Origin of the sequence: Bacillus testis, assembly GCF_001243895.1 — a bacterium.
GTDB lineage: Bacteria > Bacillota > Bacilli > Bacillales > DSM-1321 > Bacillus_AD > Bacillus_AD testis.
Genome location: NZ_LN851186.1, coordinates 2,310,397 through 2,329,238 on the forward strand (window position 1 = coordinate 2,310,397; position 18,842 = coordinate 2,329,238).

Annotated in this window: 23 protein-coding genes; 3 read left to right on the forward strand and 20 right to left on the reverse strand. The window is 44.2% G+C overall.

The window, feature by feature from the left end:
• Positions 1 to 95: 95 nt before the first annotated feature.
• The 12 genes from BN1765_RS11660 to BN1765_RS19585 all read right to left on the reverse strand — a co-directional run bounded on the left by BN1765_RS11660 (position 96) and on the right by BN1765_RS19585 (position 10,335).
• Complete coding sequence (locus tag BN1765_RS11660) at positions 96 to 803, reverse strand: hypothetical protein (protein WP_050615294.1); 708 nt, start codon at positions 801 to 803, stop codon at positions 96 to 98.
• A 123-nt stretch (positions 804 to 926) separates the two neighbouring features.
• A complete protein-coding gene (locus BN1765_RS11665; RefSeq protein WP_050615295.1) occupies positions 927 to 1,148 on the reverse strand; it encodes a YozE family protein in 222 nt (73 codons plus the stop codon).
• A 246-nt stretch (positions 1,149 to 1,394) separates the two neighbouring features.
• Positions 1,395 to 1,583, reverse strand: a complete 189-nt coding sequence (locus BN1765_RS11670) for a hypothetical protein (RefSeq protein WP_050615296.1) — start codon at positions 1,581 to 1,583, stop codon at positions 1,395 to 1,397.
• Positions 1,584 to 1,696: 113 nt separating this feature from the next.
• Positions 1,697 to 1,963 (reverse strand): YokU family protein, encoded by a 267-nt coding sequence (locus tag BN1765_RS11675; protein ID WP_050616756.1) that lies wholly within the window; start codon positions 1,961 to 1,963, stop codon positions 1,697 to 1,699.
• Positions 1,964 to 1,980: 17 nt separating this feature from the next.
• A complete protein-coding gene (gene kamA, locus BN1765_RS11680) occupies positions 1,981 to 3,402 on the reverse strand; it encodes a lysine 2,3-aminomutase (RefSeq protein WP_050615297.1) in 1,422 nt (473 codons plus the stop codon).
• Positions 3,403 to 3,480: 78 nt separating this feature from the next.
• On the reverse strand, positions 3,481 to 4,854 hold the full coding sequence (locus tag BN1765_RS11685; protein ID WP_050615298.1) for a sigma-54 interaction domain-containing protein: 1,374 nt from the start codon (positions 4,852 to 4,854) through the stop codon (positions 3,481 to 3,483).
• A gap of 94 nt (positions 4,855 to 4,948) precedes the next feature.
• Positions 4,949 to 5,788 carry a putative beta-lysine N-acetyltransferase gene (ablB, locus tag BN1765_RS11690; RefSeq protein WP_050615299.1) on the reverse strand — a complete coding sequence of 280 codons (840 nt, stop codon included), beginning with the start codon at positions 5,786 to 5,788 and terminating at the stop codon, positions 4,949 to 4,951.
• Positions 5,789 to 5,791: 3 nt separating this feature from the next.
• A complete protein-coding gene (locus BN1765_RS11695; RefSeq protein ID WP_050615300.1) occupies positions 5,792 to 7,087 on the reverse strand; it encodes a peptidase in 1,296 nt (431 codons plus the stop codon).
• Between the two features lie 14 nt (positions 7,088 to 7,101).
• A complete protein-coding gene (locus BN1765_RS11700) occupies positions 7,102 to 7,761 on the reverse strand; it encodes a 3-oxoacid CoA-transferase subunit B (protein WP_050615301.1) in 660 nt (219 codons plus the stop codon).
• Positions 7,740 to 8,438 carry a CoA transferase subunit A gene (locus tag BN1765_RS11705; RefSeq protein ID WP_050615302.1) on the reverse strand — a complete coding sequence of 233 codons (699 nt, stop codon included), beginning with the start codon at positions 8,436 to 8,438 and terminating at the stop codon, positions 7,740 to 7,742. The genes BN1765_RS11700 and BN1765_RS11705 overlap by 22 nt, the downstream gene beginning before the upstream one ends.
• A 6-nt stretch (positions 8,439 to 8,444) precedes the next feature.
• Positions 8,445 to 9,797, reverse strand: coding sequence for an aspartate aminotransferase family protein (locus BN1765_RS11710; protein WP_050615303.1), 1,353 nt, complete (start codon positions 9,795 to 9,797; stop codon positions 8,445 to 8,447).
• Positions 9,798 to 10,131: 334 nt separating this feature from the next.
• Positions 10,132 to 10,335 (reverse strand): YjcZ family sporulation protein, encoded by a 204-nt coding sequence (locus tag BN1765_RS19585; protein ID WP_075050807.1) that lies wholly within the window; start codon positions 10,333 to 10,335, stop codon positions 10,132 to 10,134.
• 418 nt (positions 10,336 to 10,753) lie between these two features.
• Here BN1765_RS19585 and BN1765_RS11720 point away from each other — a divergent pair, with 418 nt between their 5' ends.
• Entirely contained in the window at positions 10,754 to 11,914 is a 1,161-nt protein-coding gene (locus BN1765_RS11720; RefSeq protein ID WP_050615305.1) for an SGNH/GDSL hydrolase family protein, read from the forward strand.
• Positions 11,915 to 12,107: 193 nt separating this feature from the next.
• On the opposite strand, the gene BN1765_RS11725 is transcribed toward BN1765_RS11720, so the two are convergent.
• The 3 genes from BN1765_RS11725 to msrA all read right to left on the reverse strand — a co-directional run bounded on the left by BN1765_RS11725 (position 12,108) and on the right by msrA (position 13,650).
• Positions 12,108 to 12,614: a PTS sugar transporter subunit IIA gene (locus BN1765_RS11725; RefSeq protein ID WP_050615306.1), complete on the reverse strand. Its 507-nt coding sequence runs from the start codon at positions 12,612 to 12,614 to the stop codon at positions 12,108 to 12,110.
• A gap of 77 nt (positions 12,615 to 12,691) precedes the next feature.
• The gene (gene msrB, locus BN1765_RS11730; RefSeq protein ID WP_050615307.1) at positions 12,692 to 13,117 is read right to left on the reverse strand and encodes a peptide-methionine (R)-S-oxide reductase MsrB; all 426 of its coding nucleotides are present in this window, start codon (positions 13,115 to 13,117) and stop codon (positions 12,692 to 12,694) included.
• Positions 13,114 to 13,650 carry a peptide-methionine (S)-S-oxide reductase MsrA gene (msrA, locus tag BN1765_RS11735; protein WP_050615308.1) on the reverse strand — a complete coding sequence of 179 codons (537 nt, stop codon included), beginning with the start codon at positions 13,648 to 13,650 and terminating at the stop codon, positions 13,114 to 13,116. Before msrA ends, msrB begins: the two co-directional genes overlap by 4 nt.
• Positions 13,651 to 13,866: 216 nt before the next feature.
• Between msrA and BN1765_RS11740 the strand changes: the two genes are divergently transcribed.
• Positions 13,867 to 14,622 carry a DUF4397 domain-containing protein gene (locus tag BN1765_RS11740; RefSeq protein ID WP_050615309.1) on the forward strand — a complete coding sequence of 252 codons (756 nt, stop codon included), beginning with the start codon at positions 13,867 to 13,869 and terminating at the stop codon, positions 14,620 to 14,622.
• An 83-nt stretch (positions 14,623 to 14,705) separates the two neighbouring features.
• Here the strand turns inward: BN1765_RS11740 and BN1765_RS11745 are convergent, their stop codons facing one another.
• From BN1765_RS11745 to BN1765_RS11755, 3 genes are all read right to left on the reverse strand, one after another.
• Complete coding sequence (locus BN1765_RS11745; RefSeq protein ID WP_050615310.1) at positions 14,706 to 15,308, reverse strand: YpmS family protein; 603 nt, start codon at positions 15,306 to 15,308, stop codon at positions 14,706 to 14,708.
• 28 nt (positions 15,309 to 15,336) lie between these two features.
• Positions 15,337 to 16,152 carry a DUF459 domain-containing protein gene (locus BN1765_RS11750; protein ID WP_050615311.1) on the reverse strand — a complete coding sequence of 272 codons (816 nt, stop codon included), beginning with the start codon at positions 16,150 to 16,152 and terminating at the stop codon, positions 15,337 to 15,339.
• Between the two features lie 140 nt (positions 16,153 to 16,292).
• Entirely contained in the window at positions 16,293 to 16,883 is a 591-nt protein-coding gene (locus tag BN1765_RS11755) for an SCO family protein (protein ID WP_050615312.1), read from the reverse strand.
• A 205-nt stretch (positions 16,884 to 17,088) separates the two neighbouring features.
• Here BN1765_RS11755 and BN1765_RS11760 point away from each other — a divergent pair, with 205 nt between their 5' ends.
• Positions 17,089 to 17,592, forward strand: coding sequence for a PCYCGC motif-containing (lipo)protein (locus BN1765_RS11760; RefSeq protein ID WP_050615313.1), 504 nt, complete (start codon positions 17,089 to 17,091; stop codon positions 17,590 to 17,592).
• A 67-nt stretch (positions 17,593 to 17,659) separates the two neighbouring features.
• Here the strand turns inward: BN1765_RS11760 and tatC are convergent, their stop codons facing one another.
• Entirely contained in the window at positions 17,660 to 18,424 is a 765-nt protein-coding gene (gene tatC, locus BN1765_RS11765; RefSeq protein ID WP_050615314.1) for a twin-arginine translocase subunit TatC, read from the reverse strand.
• Positions 18,425 to 18,538: 114 nt separating this feature from the next.
• Positions 18,539 to 18,733, reverse strand: coding sequence for a twin-arginine translocase TatA/TatE family subunit (gene tatA, locus BN1765_RS11770; protein ID WP_050615315.1), 195 nt, complete (start codon positions 18,731 to 18,733; stop codon positions 18,539 to 18,541).
• Positions 18,734 to 18,842 lie beyond the last annotated feature (109 nt).

An 18,842-nucleotide genomic window follows, 5' to 3' on the forward strand; every position in this document is an offset into this window, starting at 1 on the left:
CTTTAATATACCTTTATGCCATATAAATCCTTGATAGTACCGAAATACAGAAACAAAAATCGGCTGTTTTTAAGGCTGTGGAGGAGCCGCACTCATTATTTGGAGTTTTTATCGATCGGCTTACGGCTATGCGAGGAAAGATTCTTTAATTTGAGGAGAGTAAGCAGCATGACCTTTTTGTATTCTTCATCCCGGAATGTTTGGTACAAAGCGGCATAATCATTGTAAAGATCAAGCAATTGATCAATCACAAGTTTCTGTTCCTGCAGCTCTTGCAATGTGCGCACCTCAGCTTTCAGCGCCGCCTCTTGCTTTTTCATTTCTTTGGCCGGCTTTGTCTTTTTCAAAGGATACATCAAGCCCAAATCCTGAAAGTGGGCATCCGCACTTTCAGCATCCGCTATAAGTATTAATTCATCTTCATGGGCTTCGAGCCATTCCCCATCCGATAAGCGGGAAAGCTCATAAACGACATCTTCCCATGCGTTTTCTTTGTATCTCCAAATCTCCGTACGAAAACCGATCACTTTGAAATACTCTTCCTCATATCCGTCCACCTGGACAAGATCACCGAAAAAGAACCGATATTCAATATTGATTTCCTCTTTATCCTGTACCAGATTTCCGTCGTATTCCTCCACCGAAACGAGGAGAGGCTCCAAGTACAATCCTTCGCTGTAATTCACTTCATATACGAAGGACCCCTCTATGAATTTAACATCTGTTACCTTGCCAACAGTGCCGTACATCGTAATGACAACCGTATCACCAACTTTATACCTTGCTTTCTTTTTGTTCCCCATGCAGGACATCCCCCAAAGCTGATACTGTATTTACGAATAGTATATGCACAATTTGAAGGCAGGTTATTGATATTGTGGGTAATAGGCAAAGGCGATTGTCTCAAAAATCTAGAAATCCCTGCCTTAACGAATCATATTATTTGTATACTTCTCCCAAGCTTCATCAAACACGCTCATGCTCGAAAGGTAATGGCCATTCAGTTCTAGATAAGAACTGATTTCGTCATAATCCTTCGATTGCTTCGGGAATGTATGGTCATTAAACGCGTCATTTGCAAACTTCGTGATATCATCAATCAATTTAGGCTGCCGATACGTCTGCAGGAATTGATAAAATGTTTTCATGTTTCCTCTCCTTCCTACGTCATTCGATTGTTTTATAATATAGCGGATGTAAGACGTACGTCCAGTATGAGTTTCCAAAACAAAAATAAAACCGGCCGGATTACCGGACGGTTCGTTTAGAGCGCTCTATTTCCTGTCGGCATGAAGATACCGTTCTGTGTATGCCCTGATGGATGTATCCGTATGCCTATCTAGCTTCCAAAATCGTTGGTTTCTCCCACATTCAGTGCAATTGGCAAGTGCCCCTCACCAACGCCCTGCTTTCCCCATCTCTACGATTGCCCAGATGACATTGAACATCAGCAAAGCAATCGTAAAAGGTACAGCGAACAACCAGTTTCGCCCATATTTTTCTTTAATCACACCTGTATAATAGCCGCACATGAACAATGCAAACATGGCAGCTACCATCATAATGGTTATAGCCAAATACACTCAAATCTCCCCCTTGTCGAACAATCCCCTCATCCCTATTGTATAGAAAAGTAGATATTCAACCGGCAGAGAAACTTGAAATATTTGTGAAAAATGGTTTTTGTTTCAGTTTCTTACGTAAAATCAAAATAATTTTTCTTCAACAGTTTCGGTTGCTCCATTAGCTCCTTGTAGGACAGGGTGTTGGCAAGAATAGAGGTATTAATGATAAACAAATGATTTTCGATGCCTTTAATGGTTTCATGATCTTGGTAGGTGCAAGAGCAGGACGGACAATGGCGGGACGGCACTTCTTTAATCTCGATTGCACGGGACCCGTCTGGCAATTCCCAATAGACTGTATCTTCTGTTTCCGTTACAGGCGTTTCTTCGCACCACATGCATAATTCCTCCATATTCAGGCCTCCTCTTCCGCTGTCACCGGTGCATTGCTTACTTTCGCTTTCAGTTGATCGGTGAACTTCTTATTGCGGATGTTATCTCTCCGTTCCCGTTTGTCTTTTATGGTCGCATGGTCGGGGTTTTCGCCATAGTCTTCTCTTTTCTTATATCTTTCAAGATTCCTAGGGACAAGATTGAAGCCAGCATCATGCAGAAGTCCGGCCACTCCGGTTGAAGGCTGGAGCGGTGTGCGTTCGGCATACACTTTATTGAAATAGTCGTCAGCCAATCCAGGCACATAAGATTCCGGCTCTGGGTAGGTTGTAATCACTCCCTCAAAGTTACGGAGAACCGTCTTTTCCGGCGATTGCGACAAGAGATAATTCGGCTGAAGGGCAATTTTCCCTCCACCTCCAGGGGCATCGACGACAAATGTCGGGCAAGCATAGCCGGAGGTATGGCCGCGCAATCCTTCAATAATTTCTAGCCCTTTTGAGATAGGCGCCCGGAAATGGGAAATACCCTCTGAAAGATCGCATTGATAAATATAATACGGACGTACGCGGATCATGACAAGATCGTGGACCAGCTGCTTCATGATTGGAACGCTGTCGTTAATCCCTGCAAGGATGACTGATTGATTCCCCACAGGGACGCCGGCATCCACCAACATTTCACATGCTTTCTTGGATTCTTCCGTTATTTCAATACTGGTATTGAAATGGGTATTCAGCCAGACGGGATGGTATTTTTTCAGGATATTGCATAAATTTTCGGTTATGCGCTGCGGGAATACGACAGGAGCCCTGGTTCCAATCCGGATAATCTCAAGATGAGGGATACTTCGGAGGTTCTTCAACGTATATTCTAAGATCGTATCATTAATCAACAGTCCGTCTCCTCCGGAAATGAGCACATCCCTTACTTCTGGTGTACGGCGGATGTAGGCAATCATGTCGTCGATCTGTTTCTTCGGCACGCCCATCCCGATTTGGCCGGAGAAGCGGCGCCGCGTACAATAACGGCAATACATCGAGCACTGATTCGTCACCAGGAACAATACCCGGTCAGGATAGCGATGCGTCAAACCAGGAACCGGCGAATCTTCATCTTCATGGAGCGGGTCCTCGAGGTCGTATTTCGTTTTATAGATTTCCTTTCCAATCGGGACAGACTGCATTCTGATCGGGCAGCGTGGGTCATCTGGATCCATCAGCCAGGCGTAGTAGGGGGTAATATTCAAGGGAATCGTTTTCGTCGAGATAAAAACGCCTTCTTCTTCTTCAGGCGTTAAATTCACTACCTTTTTCAAGTCATCCAACGTCCGTATTGTATGCGTTAATTGCCAAAGCCAATCATTCCATTGTTCTTCAGTAACATCCTTCCACAGCTCAATGTCTTTCCAATGTCTTTTAGGTTTATATAATAGTTGGTTCATAATTCTAGCCTCCCTGCACTTTGTAATATTACTATGCAAGTGCCGTTCCAAATTCCATTGATGCCGGCAATTTCCCTATCATTCTTCCAATCTTTTCAGCTTATATTGCAGCGTCTGGCGCGGGATCTGCAGCATCCGGGCCGCCTTTTGCACATTCCCTCCGGCCTGGCTGATCGCCGATTTGATTAATTCCTGTTCCTTCTCTTTCAATGCCTCGCGCAGGGACGGCAGCGTTTCGCTTTTACAAGCTGCCTGATTATTATTGAGCGCCGGCGGAAGGTCGCCACAGTCCAGCAGCGCCGCTTCGCTTTGGTTCATCATATATTCCAGGCAATGTTTCAATTCACGGATGTTACCCGGCCAATCGTGCGCTTCCATTCTTTTTTCCAATTCTGCAGTCATGCCGGCAACCTCCATTCCTAGTATCTCATTGAAATAATCGATGAAATACCGGCACAGCAAAAGGACATCCCCTTTTCTTTCCCTTAAAGGAGGGAGGCGAAAACTGAGCACATTCAAACGGTAGAAAAGATCCGGCCGGATGATTTTTTCTTGGAGCGCGACGGTTGGCGGCATATTCATAGCAGCAATCACTCTTACATCCACCTTAACGGAGCTTGTCCCGCCTATTCGCCTGATCATCCCGTCCTCCAAAACACGCAGCAATTTGGCCTGCACGCCCAAACTCATTGATTGGATTTCGTCCAGAAATAAGGTGCCGCGATCGGCAAGCTCAAATAGCCCTGGCCTGTCAACGGCTCCTGTATAGCTTCCTTTTGTGGTGCCGAATAAAAGACTCTCAAGCAGAGATTCAGGAAGGGCCGCACAATTTTGGGCAATAAAGGGGCCGTTTTCCCTGCCGGAAGCCTGATGGATGCCTTGAACGAACAGCTCTTTGCCTGTGCCGCTCTCGCCGTATACGAGCACAGATGAAGAAGAACGCGCAGCTTTACGGGCACGCTCAACTTCATTTAACATCCTTGGATGATTGCTCTTGATATCACTGAATCGATATACGGTACCTTTGCCGGCCGTCCTCTTCTTCGGCCTCCTGCTTCTATTCTCTGAATCAAGCAATCTCTCCGAAAGCTCCCTGATCCTCGAAAAATCCTTTGCCACCTCTACGGCTGCAATCAGCACTCCGTCAGCGATAATCGGCAATGTTGTATTAATGGTATCAATTTTCCTGCCGTGAAGATTGACATAAGATTGGCTGAGTTGCCGGACCGGCTTACCGGTTTTAATCACCTGCAATAAAGTACTTGTTTTAGACGTCAGCGAGGGAAATGCTTCTAGAATATGCTTTCCCATCACTTCCTTCACTTCCATCCCATCCAAAAAGGAGGCAAACTTGTTATATACGATCGTTCTTCCTTGAAGGTCGACCGCATGAATCCCTTCATCAATCGAATCCAATAAATAATGAAAGCTTTTTAACGTCATTTCATCCATCACAGTCTCTTTTTCACATCCTTTAACCGATCCATACCTCTATGTATATGGAGAAGCGCCGGATTCTTGCCATTTTTCTGCCCAAAATTGGGCATCAGAGCTGCTTGCACCACATATTCATATCTTCCATGTCATCGAAGATATAGCAATTATTCGCCAGGCGGCCCGTATAGGCATAACCAAGACGGTCAAAAGCAGCATTCATACCGAAAGATTTAGCGCGGGCAATCGAATACAGGCAATGTATAGCACGCTGGCGCAATTCAGTTTCCATAAGACGTATAAGCTTTTGCATCAATCCGAATTGCCGGTATTCAGGTTTCGTGGCACAATCTGTGATTTCTGCATTCCGCCTTTCTTTGTCTATTTCCCCGCAAACAGCGCTGATCAGAGAGTCGCTATCTTGAAAAGCAAGGAAAACACTTCCCTTCTCCATACAGGATACAATATAGGCAGGATCGTCCATCGGAACCGGATAGACATTGAACACGCTTTGATATAAAGAAGCCAACGCCTCTGCATGTTCTTCCGTGCACAGCACAAGCGGATAGCTCTCCTTTGGATCCTTTTTTTCCCCTTTATGAAGGCGGACACGCAGCATCAGCTCATCTTCTTCTGCCCAACCAGCGCTGTTCCTGCGATCCGAAGAATAATAACAGGAAAAGAAATAAGCATCGCTCCCCCCGAAAAACCCCTTCACCATCGCCTCTAAAACATAGCCTCTGGCAAGCAAATCGGCACACTGCTCTCTCCTTGCCTTGAAGATCAACTTACTGAAGCCATGATGAAGCATCTTTTCATGGCACAAATCCAAAATCTGGCCAATACAGCCATAATAATCATCCACGCGAATGCGCTCATTGAATGGATCGACCGTATAGGACACGGAATAGTCTTTTGTATGTTTTTCCTCTGTATAGGCTAAATCCTTCATTCATCAAACAACTCCTTTTTCGTTGCATGGACGTTCGATGCCGCACCAATCCATGATGGTCAAAGCGATAATTTCAGCGGCGTCCAGGATATCGTCGATCACAATGTACTCATTGCTGTCATGTGCCTTTTCTGTGATCCCTGGCCCGAATACGAGGACAGGCGTGTCGCCAAAGGCCGATAGGATTCCGCCGTCCGTCCCCCATGGTGATGCTTCCACCACCGGCTCTTCTTTCATAACTTCACGGTAGTTCTGCTTTAGCAATGAAAGCAGCGGGTGACTTGCGTCCATTTTGCTGGGAAGCCATCTGGCCCCGAACCATTCCAATTCGACCGGCTTTTCGGAAAACCAGCTATGCTTGCTGTTCAGGTCCTGAATGCTGTCTTCCATCTGTTTCATTGCTTCCTCGACCGTTTCATATGGCGAAACGCCAAAGCGGCCCTCCAATACGGCCAGGTCAGGCACGGAAGATGGCCAGTTGCCGCTCTTGCAGACTCCTATATTAATAGGCACTGGGATTTCGACTCCCTGATAGAGTGTTTCGTTTTTGAGCGTTTTATTGCGCTCATTTTCCAAGCCTTTCAAATGCTCCATGACCGGATGCGCGAGCTCGATTGCATTGACGCCTTCATATCTCGTTCCCCCGTGTGCCGATTTGCCCCGTATGTATAGCCGGAACCATAATGACCCTTGCTGATAAGGAAACAACTTCATGGAAGTAGGCTCCGGGATGATGGCTCCATCGGCTTTATATTCTTTCAGGACTGCCGCAAGCGTTCCTGCTCCTCCGCTTTCTTCCTCTATGACACTCTGGAAGATCAAGTCTCCCTGCAAACGGATATCATTGACGAAAATAGCCTCCATTGCCAGAAGAAGAGCCACATTCCCCCCCTTCATATCAGTGGTGCCTCTACCATAAATTTTCCCGTCCATTTCTTTTCCGCTATATGGATGGTCATCCCAATCAGAACGGCTTCCTTCCGGGACAACGTCAATATGGCCGTTCAAAATCAGGGATTTTCCTTTCCCGCTTCCCCTTTTCACCGCCACCAGATTAGGGTTTCCTGCAAACTCTTCGCGGTCGCAATGAAAACCCTCATGCTTCTTCAGTTGCGGATTTTCATCCAGGTCCCATAGGTCGATCTCCAATCCCAGCTGCCGGCATTTTTCCACGACAATTGCCTGAGCCTTCTCTTCCCTGCCTCTGGTTGAAGGCTGCTGGACCAATTTTTTCAGCAGCCAGACTATTTCTTCCTTTTGGCTGCGGATATATCCGATAACCCGCTTTTTCTCATTCATACTAGTTTCCTCCTTTAAAGAATGCTCAAATCATCTGAAATAATGACAGGCGCAGCGATGGTATCCAACACGTCCGCTAAACAATATGGCGTAAAGATCTCCCGCAATACCAATCCTTCTTTTTCAATCGTCATGACCGCTTTTTCCGTAATGATCATGTGTACGCACTTGGGAGCGGTCAGAGGCAGCGAACAGTTGGCCACTATTTTAGGCCGGCCTTGCCCATCACAATGGTTCATCGTCACGATCACTTTTTTTGCGCCGGAGGCCAGTTCCATCGCTCCTCCCATGCCAGGCACGCGCTTTCCCGGCACAATCCAATTGGCAAGATCGCCTGAACTGCTTACTTGCAGGGCCCCCAAAATGGACAGATCGATTTTTCCGCTGCGGATCATGCCAAACGCTTCGCAGCTGTCAAAATAGCAACCGCCTGGTCGCAATGTGACCGGAAATCCACCGGCATTGCACAGATTCTCATCTTCCTCATCTGCGTGCGGAGAATCAGAGATTCCGAGAATGCCATTTTCACTCTGAAAATAGACCAATTCCTTGTCCATCACAAAATCAGGGACCAACGAAGGTATGCCGATCCCGAGATTAACGACCATCCCAGGCGCTATTTCCTGAGCAGCCCTGCTTGCAATGGCGTCCCTTATGTTCTTTCCCAAGCCCATTTCCAGTTGACCCCCTTCGATTTAACAATATAATCCACATGAACCCCCGGAGTGACAATCTGTTCAGGATCCAGCTCCCCAAGGCTAACAATTTCTTCTGCCTCCACAATCGTCACATCGGAGGCAGTTGCTATTATCGGATTGGTGTTGCGCGCGCTTTTATCATAGATACAATTACCGTATTCATCGACAGCTTTCGCATAGACTATGCTGACATCGCCGCGCAGGCATCTTTCGATCAAATAATCTTCCCCATCGATTGAAAGAGTCTGTTTGCCCATATTGACAGCTGGATGATCGACGGCAATATCAGAAAGAATGGCAGGTATGCCATACCCTCCGGCACGTATCCGTTCCATCAAGATGCCTTGGGGCGAGAATTCAATATCCAATGACTGTTCATGCATCTGATTGCCCGCATTTGGATTGGAACCGATATGCGAAACAATCATTTTTTTCGCCCTTTTTGCCGTCACTAATTTGCCAATTCCGATTTCAGGAAATCCCGCATCATTCCCGATCAGCGTCAAGTCCTGCCAACCGCTTTCCAGTATAAAATCGACTAGGCCGGGAGGAGTGCCTACACCGCCGAATCCGCCAAATAGGATGGTCATATCATCTTGGAAAAGCGGCGACAGGTCTGCCAACTCGACGATTTTGCCAAAAACATTCCGCACGCTTTATCACTCCTTCCCACTCTGATCTTGAAGATAAAGAGATAATCGCTCCAATGTTCCTTCTAAGCGCCCCATTAAGTCGTCTAGTTCAGCTATTGTGATCGATAATGGCGGTGAAATGATAAAAGCATCGCCAAGCATTCCGTCAATACCAGCCTGGGCCGGGTATAACAGCAATCCATTCTCTTGAGCCATCGATATCAGCGTATTTGTAACATTCCAATCCCGCGGGAATGGCCGTTTTGATTGAGCTTCATGCACCAGCTCTACGCCTATCAAAAGTCCTTCGCCACGTATATCGCCCATCCAAGGGTACTTCTGCTGCAACTGCACCAGTTTTTCGATAAGATGCTCTTTTTTTCCCTGAACTTGAGGAATCAACTTCTCTTTTTCCAGATAATTCAGCACAGCCAGGGAGGCTGCACAGGATAACGGATTGGCACTGAACGTATGTCCGCTCATGATGCTTGCTGAACCTTGCTTGATGCATTCAACAATCTGTTCATGCACCACTGCGGCTGCAATCGGCGTATATCCCCCGCTCATTCCCTTTCCCAAAGCGACTATATCAGGGACAACATCTTCATAATCACAGCCCAGCATTCTGCCTGTCCTGCCGACCCCTGTCATAACTTCATCCGATATATATAAAATGTCATTTTCATCACAGATTTCCTTGATTTTTCTAAGGTAGCCACGGGGAGATGGAATAGCTCCGCCAGCTGCTCCGATTACAGGCTCGCAGATAAAGGCAGCGATATTTTCTTTTCCTATTTTATGGATCATTGATTGCAGATCGTCCGCACAACTCACTTTACAGGATGGATACTCTTTTCCCAAAGGACAACGGTAGCAATATGGCGGATTCACGGATGGGTAGCTTTCAAGCAGCTGTACAAAGCGGTCCCTTCTGAAAGAATGGCCTGACATGGAGAGAGCCCCCATTGTAATGCCATGATAGCTCATCCATCTCGAAATGATTTTCGTTTTTTTAGGCTTTCCCCGTTCCTGCCAATATTGAAGGGCAATTTTCATAGCTGTTTCAGTCGCTTCAGAACCGCTGTTCACAAAAAAAGAATAGCGCAGCCCCTCAGCAGTCATTTCGGCAATTTTATCAGCCAATGCTTCGGCTGGCCCGCTAGTGAACTGGGAGCGGTATACGAAAGAAACCTTTTGCATTTGCTCATCAACCGCCTGGCGGATGCTCTCAACGCCATGTCCAATATTGACGGTCACTGCACCAGAAGAAGCATCGAGATATTTCTTCCCGTTTTCATCGTATAGATAGACCCCTTTTCCATAATCGATCTTAGTATATGTCCCGTCCAAAGCCGGCTTGATGAGCGAAGAATCTGACATTTGGATCCCCTCCTTACGAATTCATTTCCTCTATTACTATATGAAGCAATTACCGCCTTCTTGCTAACGAATAAAGTGAAACTTTGATCCATGAGAGTTTTCACTCATTCCCCACCGGTCATTAGCTAAACCAATCTCTGGGTCTCCTACTAACACCTCCGTGTTCTCCTTTTTTCAATTAAAAGGGAGCCTAGGCGCCGGTTGGAATGGGAAAAAGATTTCCATGCCAATCGTTTTTTAGCTGTTGGCGGCAAGCGTAAAACGGATTCTGCCGGCACACTGCAAAAAGGCTTGGAACCACTCGGGCTCCAAGCCTTTTATTCAGCCTATGCTGTTAACAGCCGCAATTTCCGCCACCATAACCGCCGCCATATCCTCCACAGAAGGAAGCGCCGATGATAATCAAGAGGATGAATAGTACAACGATCAGAGCAAAGCTTCCTCCGCCCCAGCCGCAGCCGCCGCCATACCCACCGCAGCCGCCACCGTAACCGCCACCGTATCCAAATCCTGTACAACATCCATCGTATCCATACATATTTTTTCACTCCTCAAAGTTTCTTTGAACTTGTTACTACATTGATACTTTATGAAGGAGGGCTTGTGTCTGCATGTGCATTCGCCTATTTTTTCGAAAAAGCCGATTTTTAGCAATTCTGCATTCCGGTAAAGTTACGAGGGGACAGCGGATTAGGCGGGATGGCGGAGTGCGTCTCATTTATTTAGCTTCCCCTTTATAAAAGAGTATTTCTTCTTTGCTTTTTAATGAACTGAAAAATTATAATGAAGATACAATGAAACATTGATCGGCCAGGATTCTTCTCTACGCTGATCATTCGTTGAATCAATCTTTGTTCTTCCTGCCGCTTGATTTTTTCTCTTATACTTCTTAAGCTTAAATAAGAATCCTAGCGGCAGAAACGGGCTAAATAAACACAAGAAATCGGGGAATAGACGTGAACAAACAACTAAAGCGGATATCGGCATTGCTGGCGGCAACATTGGCATTTGCCGGCTGCAGCTATTACTTAAGCAACGCCTATCAAGCCCAAAAAAAACAACGAGGACATGAAACTGTCTACGATCGCATTCAAGCAGGCAAATCAATTAGCTACTTAGTAGTCGGCGACAGCATCGGACGCGGCAGCGGCGCAAGCAGCCATTCTTATAAATGGTTTAAACAGCTTGAACATAAAATGCTCCAAGCCAATGCTACTGCAATGCGCGGCAACCAGATTGTCCAAAGCGGGGCTACAGCTTTCGAAGGGTTGTTTAAACTGCAAACCACCAAGCAGGAATACCCGGGAAAATATGATTTAGTCTTTGTCGTATTTGGTGAAAACGATCGAAAATATATGAATGCGCACGAATTTGGTGTATTGTACGAAGCATTAATCCGAAAAATCAAAGTATTTTACCCAAAGGCAGATATTATTACGGTCACTGAAAACCCTTTGCGTAATCAGGCTTTCATTGAAGCGATCGAAACCATATCGGCCCATTATCAAGCTTCGAATGTCAATATGGCAGAGGCTTTCAGAGCCACAGGCAAGGCCCCCGCTTCTCTTACGAAAGACGGAGTCCATCCCAACGATGAAGGTTACACGATCTATGCTGGCGAATTGTATAAACAGCTCATGGCAAATACAAGGCAGAAAAAGAAAATAGCCGGTTTAACTCGGCCGCTCTTTAAGGATAGTGATATCACATTTGATTTATACACTGGTGTCACAAAGCAAAAAGGCTTCTTAAACACCGACAATTATTATACGAGCGAAACGAAGGGCAGCTATATTGAGTTTCCGTTTTACGGCAGTTTGCTCGGCATCAAATTGCTTCGGTCACCTGCAGGAGGGCAAATAAAAGTCCTGATTGACGGCAAATACTATACAACCGTATCCACTTGGTGGCCATTTCAAAGGGAACGCTATATTTATATAGCGAGCGGCTTAAGCCCTGGCAAACACACCGTCCGCTTTGAGGCAACGGGCGAGAGCAGTAAAAATAATATAAGCAATAAAGCCCTCATCCAATTATCTTCGGTAATTATGACAAAGAAAATCGAGGGAAAACCTTTGTTGGACAGCAAGCCTTACAACCATTTTAAAATAAAATGAAACATGATCGGTGGGATATATGTCTCCCATCGATCATCAGTTGAACCAATCGAATACTTTCTGGCACTTTGATTGCCCTACTTTGACTTTGCGTTAGTTAGACTGGTATAAACGATTTGCTAACCTAAACGCAAAAAAAAACGATAGCCAAGGGAAAAAGCTCCCGGCTATCGTTTTTCTTTATATGTAGCCCTTATTGTTTAGGCGTTACAGTCATTACAGTTGTTTGGCCTTTAGTTAATGCTGTTTCAGTTCCTTTAGTGATAGAACCTACAGCATCAGTGTTAGTGATGATTACAGGAGTAATAGTGCTTTTAGCTTTTGTACGGATAATATCAAGGTCGAATGAAATCAGCTTATCGCCTTTTTTCACTTTGTCGCCTTCTTTAACGTGCGCTTCAAAGCCTTCACCTTTCAATGCAACAGTTTCCAAACCGATATGGATAAGGATTTCTGTATTATTGCTTGTTTTTAATCCTACAGCATGCTTAGTAGGGAATACTTGAAGTACCTCAGCATCGATAGGTGCTACAATTAAGCCTTCAGTTGGATCAACCGCAACTCCGTCACCCATCATTTTTTGGCTGAATACTGGATCTGGAACTTCTTCTAAAGGAACAAATTTCCCTGTAGCAGGTGCTGCCAATACATCGTTATTGTTAGTCTCTTCGTTTTTTCCGAAAAGTTTTTTAAAAAACATAAAACTTCCGCCTTTCTAATTCTGAACTGATAAATTAAACCATTCAACAAGATAATACTTTATCACAAAAACATTATTCATGTAAACAGTTTCACATACTTACCATAACCTTCTTTTTCTAAAGAAGCAACTGGAATGAACCGCAGCGCTGCAGAATTAATGCAATAACGCAACCCATTCGGCCCCGGGCCATCTGGAAACACATGTCCCAAATGTGAATCTGCTTCTTTACTTCTCACTTCTGTCCGACGCATGCCATAACTCTCGTCGAATTTTTCAATGATTTCTTCTTCTTCGATTGGCTTCGTAAAACTTGGCCAGCCACAGCCTGCATCATATTGGTCTTTGGATGAGAACAATGGTTTCCCTGAAACGATATCGACATAAATGCCTTCTTCCTTATTGTCGAAGTACTCATTGCGGAATGGAGGCTCAGTTCCATTATTTTGCGTAACCTCATATTGGATGGGGCTGAGTTTTTTCTTTAATTCTTCTTTGTTCATTTTTCTTTCCCCCAATGCTCTTCAATAAATCCAGCTCTTCCTGAACCTTTGTGATAGGCTTGGTAATGTGCCGGGTTCTTTTCGTAGTATTGCTGATGGTATTCCTCCGCCTGATAAAAGGTTGTCGCTGGGATGATGGGAGTAACGATTGGTTTCGAGAATCTTCCGCTTTCTTCAAGCTCTTTTTTGGATTGTTCCGCTTCTTCCCGCTGCTTTTCATTATGGTAAAAGACAGCTGTTTTATAGGAGCTGCCTCTATCGTAAAATTGGCCGCCTTCATCGGTGGGATCGATTTGCATCCAGAAAATGTCCAATAGTTTTCTATAGGAAATCACATTTGGGTCGAATGTGATTTGAACAGCTTCGTAATGCCCTGTCGTATCACTGCATACTTGTTCATAGGTTGGATTTTCCTTATAACCGCCTGTATAGCCGGATATAACCGAAACTACACCGTCATAACGGTCAAATGGTTTCACCATACACCAAAAACAACCTCCAGCAAATGTAGCCTTCTCCAGTTGCCCATTCATTTAAAATCCCTCCTATTCCTTTTGTATGTAGGGACAGATTCATATCCCATCCTTTATTTTACCGTGAATAAATGCGTTCTTAAAGTATAAAGGTTCCCTTTCCTTTACCTTTTAAACACATCGGCAGCCTTCTTTTTCAACTTTGCGCCTCACAGAGCCAAGTCATCCTGCATACATTTATTACGAAGGATAGCCCATAATGAAAGGAGCCTCACCATGCCAGGGAAAAATGCCCACCGATATTTTGAAAAAGCCTCCAAATATGCATTGCTTGCCGACTATTATAAATACAGCAATCCCGCTATGCATATACACTATTACCAAAAGCAGCTAAAGGCGATGCAAAAAGCAATGGCGCTGCGCAATGGCGACAATAGGCAAACAGGCAACACCCAGCCAGCAAGGATCCGATTCCTACATGCAGCAGACGGAGAACCGAATGTAGATGTCTATTTAAACGGAACACGGATACTTCAGGATTTTCCTTATAAGAAAGCCTCAGATTACTTAACGCTTCCACCGGGCAAATACCACATCGACGTCTATCCGACCGGCGACCTGACAGCAGCCCTAGTCAGCAGAAGGGTAGATGCTGAACCAGGAATTTTATACACGGCAGCTATAACAGGAACTGGAAAAGACATGCGTATCCAGCTATATTTAGATAGCACTCAAGTACCGACCGGCGAATCGAAAATGCGTTTTATCCATCTTGTCACCGACGCTCCGCCTGTAGATGTGGCGGTCAAGCACGGGGACATGGTATTCAAGGAAGTGCCGTTCCGAAAAGCGGCAGATTACCTTGGTGTGACGCCAATGATGGTCGATCTTGAGGTAAGGCCGACCGGGTCCAAGGACGTTATACTGCCCTTGCCGAATATATCCCTTCAGCCGAATACATCCTACACCATCTTTGCTATAGGCACGCTGAGAGGCAACGAACCATTGGAAGCTATCATCCTAGTGCCATAATGCCTTATTTATATATTGCACGAACACAGCAAAAATAAACAAACGCCCCGGAAGAATTGCCATCCGGGGCGTTTGTTGCCGCATTATAACTCAGGGACAACCAATTTGAAGGATATATCGTCTTCCTTCAAATTAAATGTATCCACTTTAAGGATCGCTCCGTCGAAAAGGTCTATGTCATGCAAATTTACATAAATCTCTTCTTTTTTCGGGTTGATCATAAGCCATTCCGGCAACGATTTCTGTTTATCGATGAAATTCAACACATAGGAAGCCGGCAAGTTCATATTGCCGAGTTCCATTGAACGTTCCTTCAGAACGAGATTTCCATTGTCAAGCGGAACAGGCTTAAAGGTCATCTTTAACTGAAGATCCTTGGTGAAAACAGGGATTTCCGTATAAAATTCAATGGTTTTATTAAGGATTACCTGATATTTGAACGCTTCCGGATCGCTTTCTTTCCGGATATAGTTGGCGATCAATTTATTTAATGTATCTTTATCTGCCTTAATGTTAATCGACGAGGCTTCCTGGCTTGTTTTTGTACTTTCCGCTACCGGTAAAGGCTGGTCTTTAGGAATGCCTATCTTAATAAAAAGAATCAGGAATGCCAGTGCGATGATGCCTGCCAAAGCAAAAAAGCTGATTTTCCAAGCTGTCGCATTATTCTTTTTCTCACTTCGCATTTTTGCTCTCCTTCCCGGCTGAGCCATATTAGTTCTCAGCTTCTTTTTCTACTGCCGGAATGCTGTGCTTTTTAATGGATCGGTAAACGCTGTCTGCTATTTTATCATAACCGTCTGTGTTGGGATGAAAAGAATCCTCTTCATAAATCAGATGTTCTGTATTTTTTTCAAATAAGTCACTGATACCTACATAATACGCGTTTTTATAGCTTCCTACAATTTCCTTGCTCTTCCCGTTCCATTTTTTTAGAATTTCCCCAAATTCATCAATATTAGCCAGCCATTTCTGGAAGGGATTATACAATCCGATCAGATAAATGTCGGCATCTTTATTCTGCTCCCTTATGAAAGACAAGACTGTGCGGACATTCTTCTCATATTGGGCCAATCCTTCATTAAAATGGGCTGTTTTAATATGGGTGTAATGGTTTCTGACCACATCCATCACGTCATTGCCGCCAATAGTAATGAGTACGATATCCGCATTTTTGATTGAATGGACAGCGCCTTTTGTTTGGATTTTCGGAATTAATTCTGTTGAAGTAAGCCCCCGCTTGCCATTCTGTGTTAAATGAATATCTTTTATGGCTGGTTCATCTTCGAGCAGATTGATCAATAGGGGCGGATAGCCGCCTTTTTTCGTATGGTCCCCCACACCCTCTGTCAATGAGTCGCCGATAGCCGTAATATTAAGGTCAACAGGTGAATAATGCTCATATACTTGTTCTTTCTCTTCGAGGTTAACGCCCCGTTTGTTCGATGATGACGGCAGCGAGGTCAGTTCCTTTATGGAACAAGCCGATAAAAGGGAGCAAATGATCGCTAGCAGTAATACTTTCTTCATAAATGCCGTCCCCCCTTTCTTTAGTTTCCATACATGTATGTATTGTTTAATGTTTATTCCTTTTTATACGTGCCATGATAGTTGGTTGGCAGCTTTAACAGCTGCTATGACCGTGAAAAAACAGGCAGTTCTCTGCCTGTTTAAGAGTTCTGAAGAATTGCGATATGGTCCACAATTTCTTCAAGCGGGAAATTCTTTGTGCCAGAGTAACTTTTGACGATCTTTCCCTCTTTATTCACAAGGAATATTTCCGTACCGTGCATCACCTGATCACCTGTAGGAATTTTCTTGACAAGGGTATGAAAATTATCAGCGGCAAACTGTTCAATGAACGTTTGATCATAGCCGGTCAGGAAATTCCAATTGCGGTAATCGATATTGAATTGATCACCGAATTTTTTTAATGTCTGCGGCGTGTCCACTGCCGGATCAACACTGAATGAAACGAGTTCGATATCTTTCATGCCCTTTTCTTTCAATTTCTTCTGCAGTTTGACCATATTAGAGGTCATCGGCAGACAAACATCGTCACAGCTTGTAAAAATAAAATCAGCCACCCATATTTTCCCTTTCAACTCTTTTGATGACAGCTCTTGTTGTTCTTGATTGGTAAATGTGAATGTTTCGATCGGCCAGTCCGTACTGTCCGGAATCGTCTTGTTGCTGCATGCAACCAGCATAAACACCGAGGACAGCAAGAGAACCAATATGCCTTTTCCCTTCGAAACCATTTCAATCATCCTTTTTCCAATATTCCGTAACATTCTATCAAACTATTGCAAAAATGAAAAGACTTGCTATCTCTTCGCCACTTGAAAGAATCAACTATTTTATATCATTCTTTATTTTAACATTTTTTAGCTTCTTCATTATCTCTGCATGCTTTCTATGTTAAAATGGAAAGAATAATACATTAAATGGTAAAGGTGAATTAAAATGATTAACAAATATGTAATTACTGCTTTCATACTATTCGCAGTCTTACTGTCAGGCTGCTCGAACAGTTCATCGCCGACATCCCAGAAAGAAAAAGACAACAGCCATGTCCAGCATGCAGCCAATGGGGACCTGCAAGAAAAGACCGGAAGCGCAGAGCAATTGCCTTCTTTTCTCGACGGAAAACCTGACGATATGAAAACAATCTATCAAGCATCCGCTAAACATGCGGATCTTCTGCAATACATTCCCTGCTATTGCGGCTGTGGGGAATCTGCAGGCCATAAAAGCAATCTGAATTGTTTTGTTGCTAAAGTTGGCAAGGACGGCAGCATCGTATGGGATGATCATGGCACACGCTGTAAGGTATGCCTTGATATCGCAGCAGAAAGCATTACTCAATTCAACGACGGAAAAACCCCAGCCCAGATCAGGGACTATGTTGACTCTGCTTACAAAGAAGGATATGCGAAACCAACGCCAACTCCAATGCCTAACGTTTAATAAGGACCGTACAATAAAGGAGAGCCTGAATCAACGGCTCTCCTTTATTCATTTCCTTATAACCCGCCTATTGCTTCAAGTGCCCATATTCGCTCTCATCCATGAATAATTCTTCCGCCGCAAGCCTCTTCATCCTTCTTTTGTGGACAATCTTACTGAATGAAATACTGATTTCATACAATAACAATAAAGGAACCGTCACGAGAAAATCAGACATGAATTCCGGCGGCGTAATGACCACGGCAATAATCACAAGCACAAAATATGCGTACTTCCTGATTTTAGCCAGAACATAAGGATTAATCAGGCCAATCGAAGTAAGGAACATGACAACGACTGGCAATTCAAACAGAATGCCAAACGGCAAAGTCATATTAAACATAAAGCTAAAATATAGATCTGCGGTAAAATTAGTGACGAACAAATCATTTCCCAAGTCCATCAAGAATGAAAGGACATTAGGAAAAATAATGAAATATCCAAAACCCAAGCCACCGACGAACAAGAGAAATAAAGCGGGGATATAACAAATAGACGCCCTTCTCTCGTTCGGCTTAAGGGCAGGTTTTACAAACAGCCAAATTTGCAAAGCCAGCAACGGGATGGTCGCCGCAACAGCGACTAAGCCCGCAATCTTAAAATATACCCAGATAATATCACTCGGGCCAAGCACCATCAGTTTTCCGTCAAGGTCCCTGACGAACCATTGATAGATTTCTTTTACATACATAAATCCTACTATAAAAAATGCCAAGAATGACAAGACGGTTACAAGGATGCGCCGGCGCAACTCCTCCAAGTGGTCAACGATATTCAACTCTTTATCTTTCATAAAAATGACAAACCCGCTTTCAATTAAGCTTTATCTTCATCGGACGTCTCACGAAGACGTGCAACCTTTCAAAAAAAGTGTAAGATGGCAGCCATCTTACACTTCCTAGCCTTCTTATTTCATTGCTTTTTTCTTATCTTCATCGAACTCTTCCATAACGTCGCTTGTTAATTCACGGGTTGATTTCTTGAATTCTTTTAATGTCTGGCCAAAAGCGCGCCCGATTTCCGGCAATTTTTTCGGCCCAAAAATAATGAGCGCCAATACAAGGATCAGAATTAAGCCTGGAAAGCCAATATTTTGAAACATGCAAAACAATCCCTTCGGTAATAGAGTAGCGTTGCTATTATTATACTATTTTTAAAAAACATTTAGAAAAAACAACTAATCATTCAACATAAAAACAATCCATATTGCC

What these genes read in the sequence shown, in the direction of transcription:
- BN1765_RS11660 (WP_050615294.1), bottom strand. Translation starts at nt 803, where the DNA reads ATGGGGAACAAAAAGAAAGCAAGGTATAAAGTTGGTGATACGGTTGTC.
- BN1765_RS11665 (WP_050615295.1), bottom strand. Translation starts at nt 1,148, where the DNA reads ATGAAAACATTTTATCAATTCCTGCAGACGTATCGGCAGCCTAAATTG.
- BN1765_RS11675 (WP_050616756.1), bottom strand. Translation starts at nt 1,963, where the DNA reads ATGTGGTGCGAAGAAACGCCTGTAACGGAAACAGAAGATACAGTCTAT.
- kamA (WP_050615297.1), bottom strand. Translation starts at nt 3,402, where the DNA reads ATGAACCAACTATTATATAAACCTAAAAGACATTGGAAAGACATTGAG.
- BN1765_RS11685 (WP_050615298.1), bottom strand. Translation starts at nt 4,854, where the DNA reads ATGGATGAAATGACGTTAAAAAGCTTTCATTATTTATTGGATTCGATT.
- ablB (WP_050615299.1), bottom strand. Translation starts at nt 5,788, where the DNA reads ATGAAGGATTTAGCCTATACAGAGGAAAAACATACAAAAGACTATTCC.
- BN1765_RS11695 (WP_050615300.1), bottom strand. Translation starts at nt 7,087, where the DNA reads ATGAATGAGAAAAAGCGGGTTATCGGATATATCCGCAGCCAAAAGGAA.
- BN1765_RS11700 (WP_050615301.1), bottom strand. Translation starts at nt 7,761, where the DNA reads ATGGGCTTGGGAAAGAACATAAGGGACGCCATTGCAAGCAGGGCTGCT.
- BN1765_RS11710 (WP_050615303.1), bottom strand. Translation starts at nt 9,797, where the DNA reads ATGTCAGATTCTTCGCTCATCAAGCCGGCTTTGGACGGGACATATACT.
- BN1765_RS19585 (WP_075050807.1), bottom strand. Translation starts at nt 10,335, where the DNA reads ATGTATGGATACGATGGATGTTGTACAGGATTTGGATACGGTGGCGGT.
- BN1765_RS11725 (WP_050615306.1), bottom strand. Translation starts at nt 12,614, where the DNA reads ATGTTTTTTAAAAAACTTTTCGGAAAAAACGAAGAGACTAACAATAAC.
- msrB (WP_050615307.1), bottom strand. Translation starts at nt 13,117, where the DNA reads ATGAACAAAGAAGAATTAAAGAAAAAACTCAGCCCCATCCAATATGAG.
- msrA (WP_050615308.1), bottom strand. Translation starts at nt 13,650, where the DNA reads ATGAATGGGCAACTGGAGAAGGCTACATTTGCTGGAGGTTGTTTTTGG.
- BN1765_RS11740 (WP_050615309.1), top strand. Translation starts at nt 13,867, where the DNA reads ATGCCAGGGAAAAATGCCCACCGATATTTTGAAAAAGCCTCCAAATAT.
- BN1765_RS11745 (WP_050615310.1), bottom strand. Translation starts at nt 15,308, where the DNA reads ATGCGAAGTGAGAAAAAGAATAATGCGACAGCTTGGAAAATCAGCTTT.
- BN1765_RS11750 (WP_050615311.1), bottom strand. Translation starts at nt 16,152, where the DNA reads ATGAAGAAAGTATTACTGCTAGCGATCATTTGCTCCCTTTTATCGGCT.
- BN1765_RS11755 (WP_050615312.1), bottom strand. Translation starts at nt 16,883, where the DNA reads ATGGTTTCGAAGGGAAAAGGCATATTGGTTCTCTTGCTGTCCTCGGTG.
- BN1765_RS11760 (WP_050615313.1), top strand. Translation starts at nt 17,089, where the DNA reads ATGATTAACAAATATGTAATTACTGCTTTCATACTATTCGCAGTCTTA.
- tatC (WP_050615314.1), bottom strand. Translation starts at nt 18,424, where the DNA reads ATGAAAGATAAAGAGTTGAATATCGTTGACCACTTGGAGGAGTTGCGC.
- tatA (WP_050615315.1), bottom strand. Translation starts at nt 18,733, where the DNA reads ATGTTTCAAAATATTGGCTTTCCAGGCTTAATTCTGATCCTTGTATTG.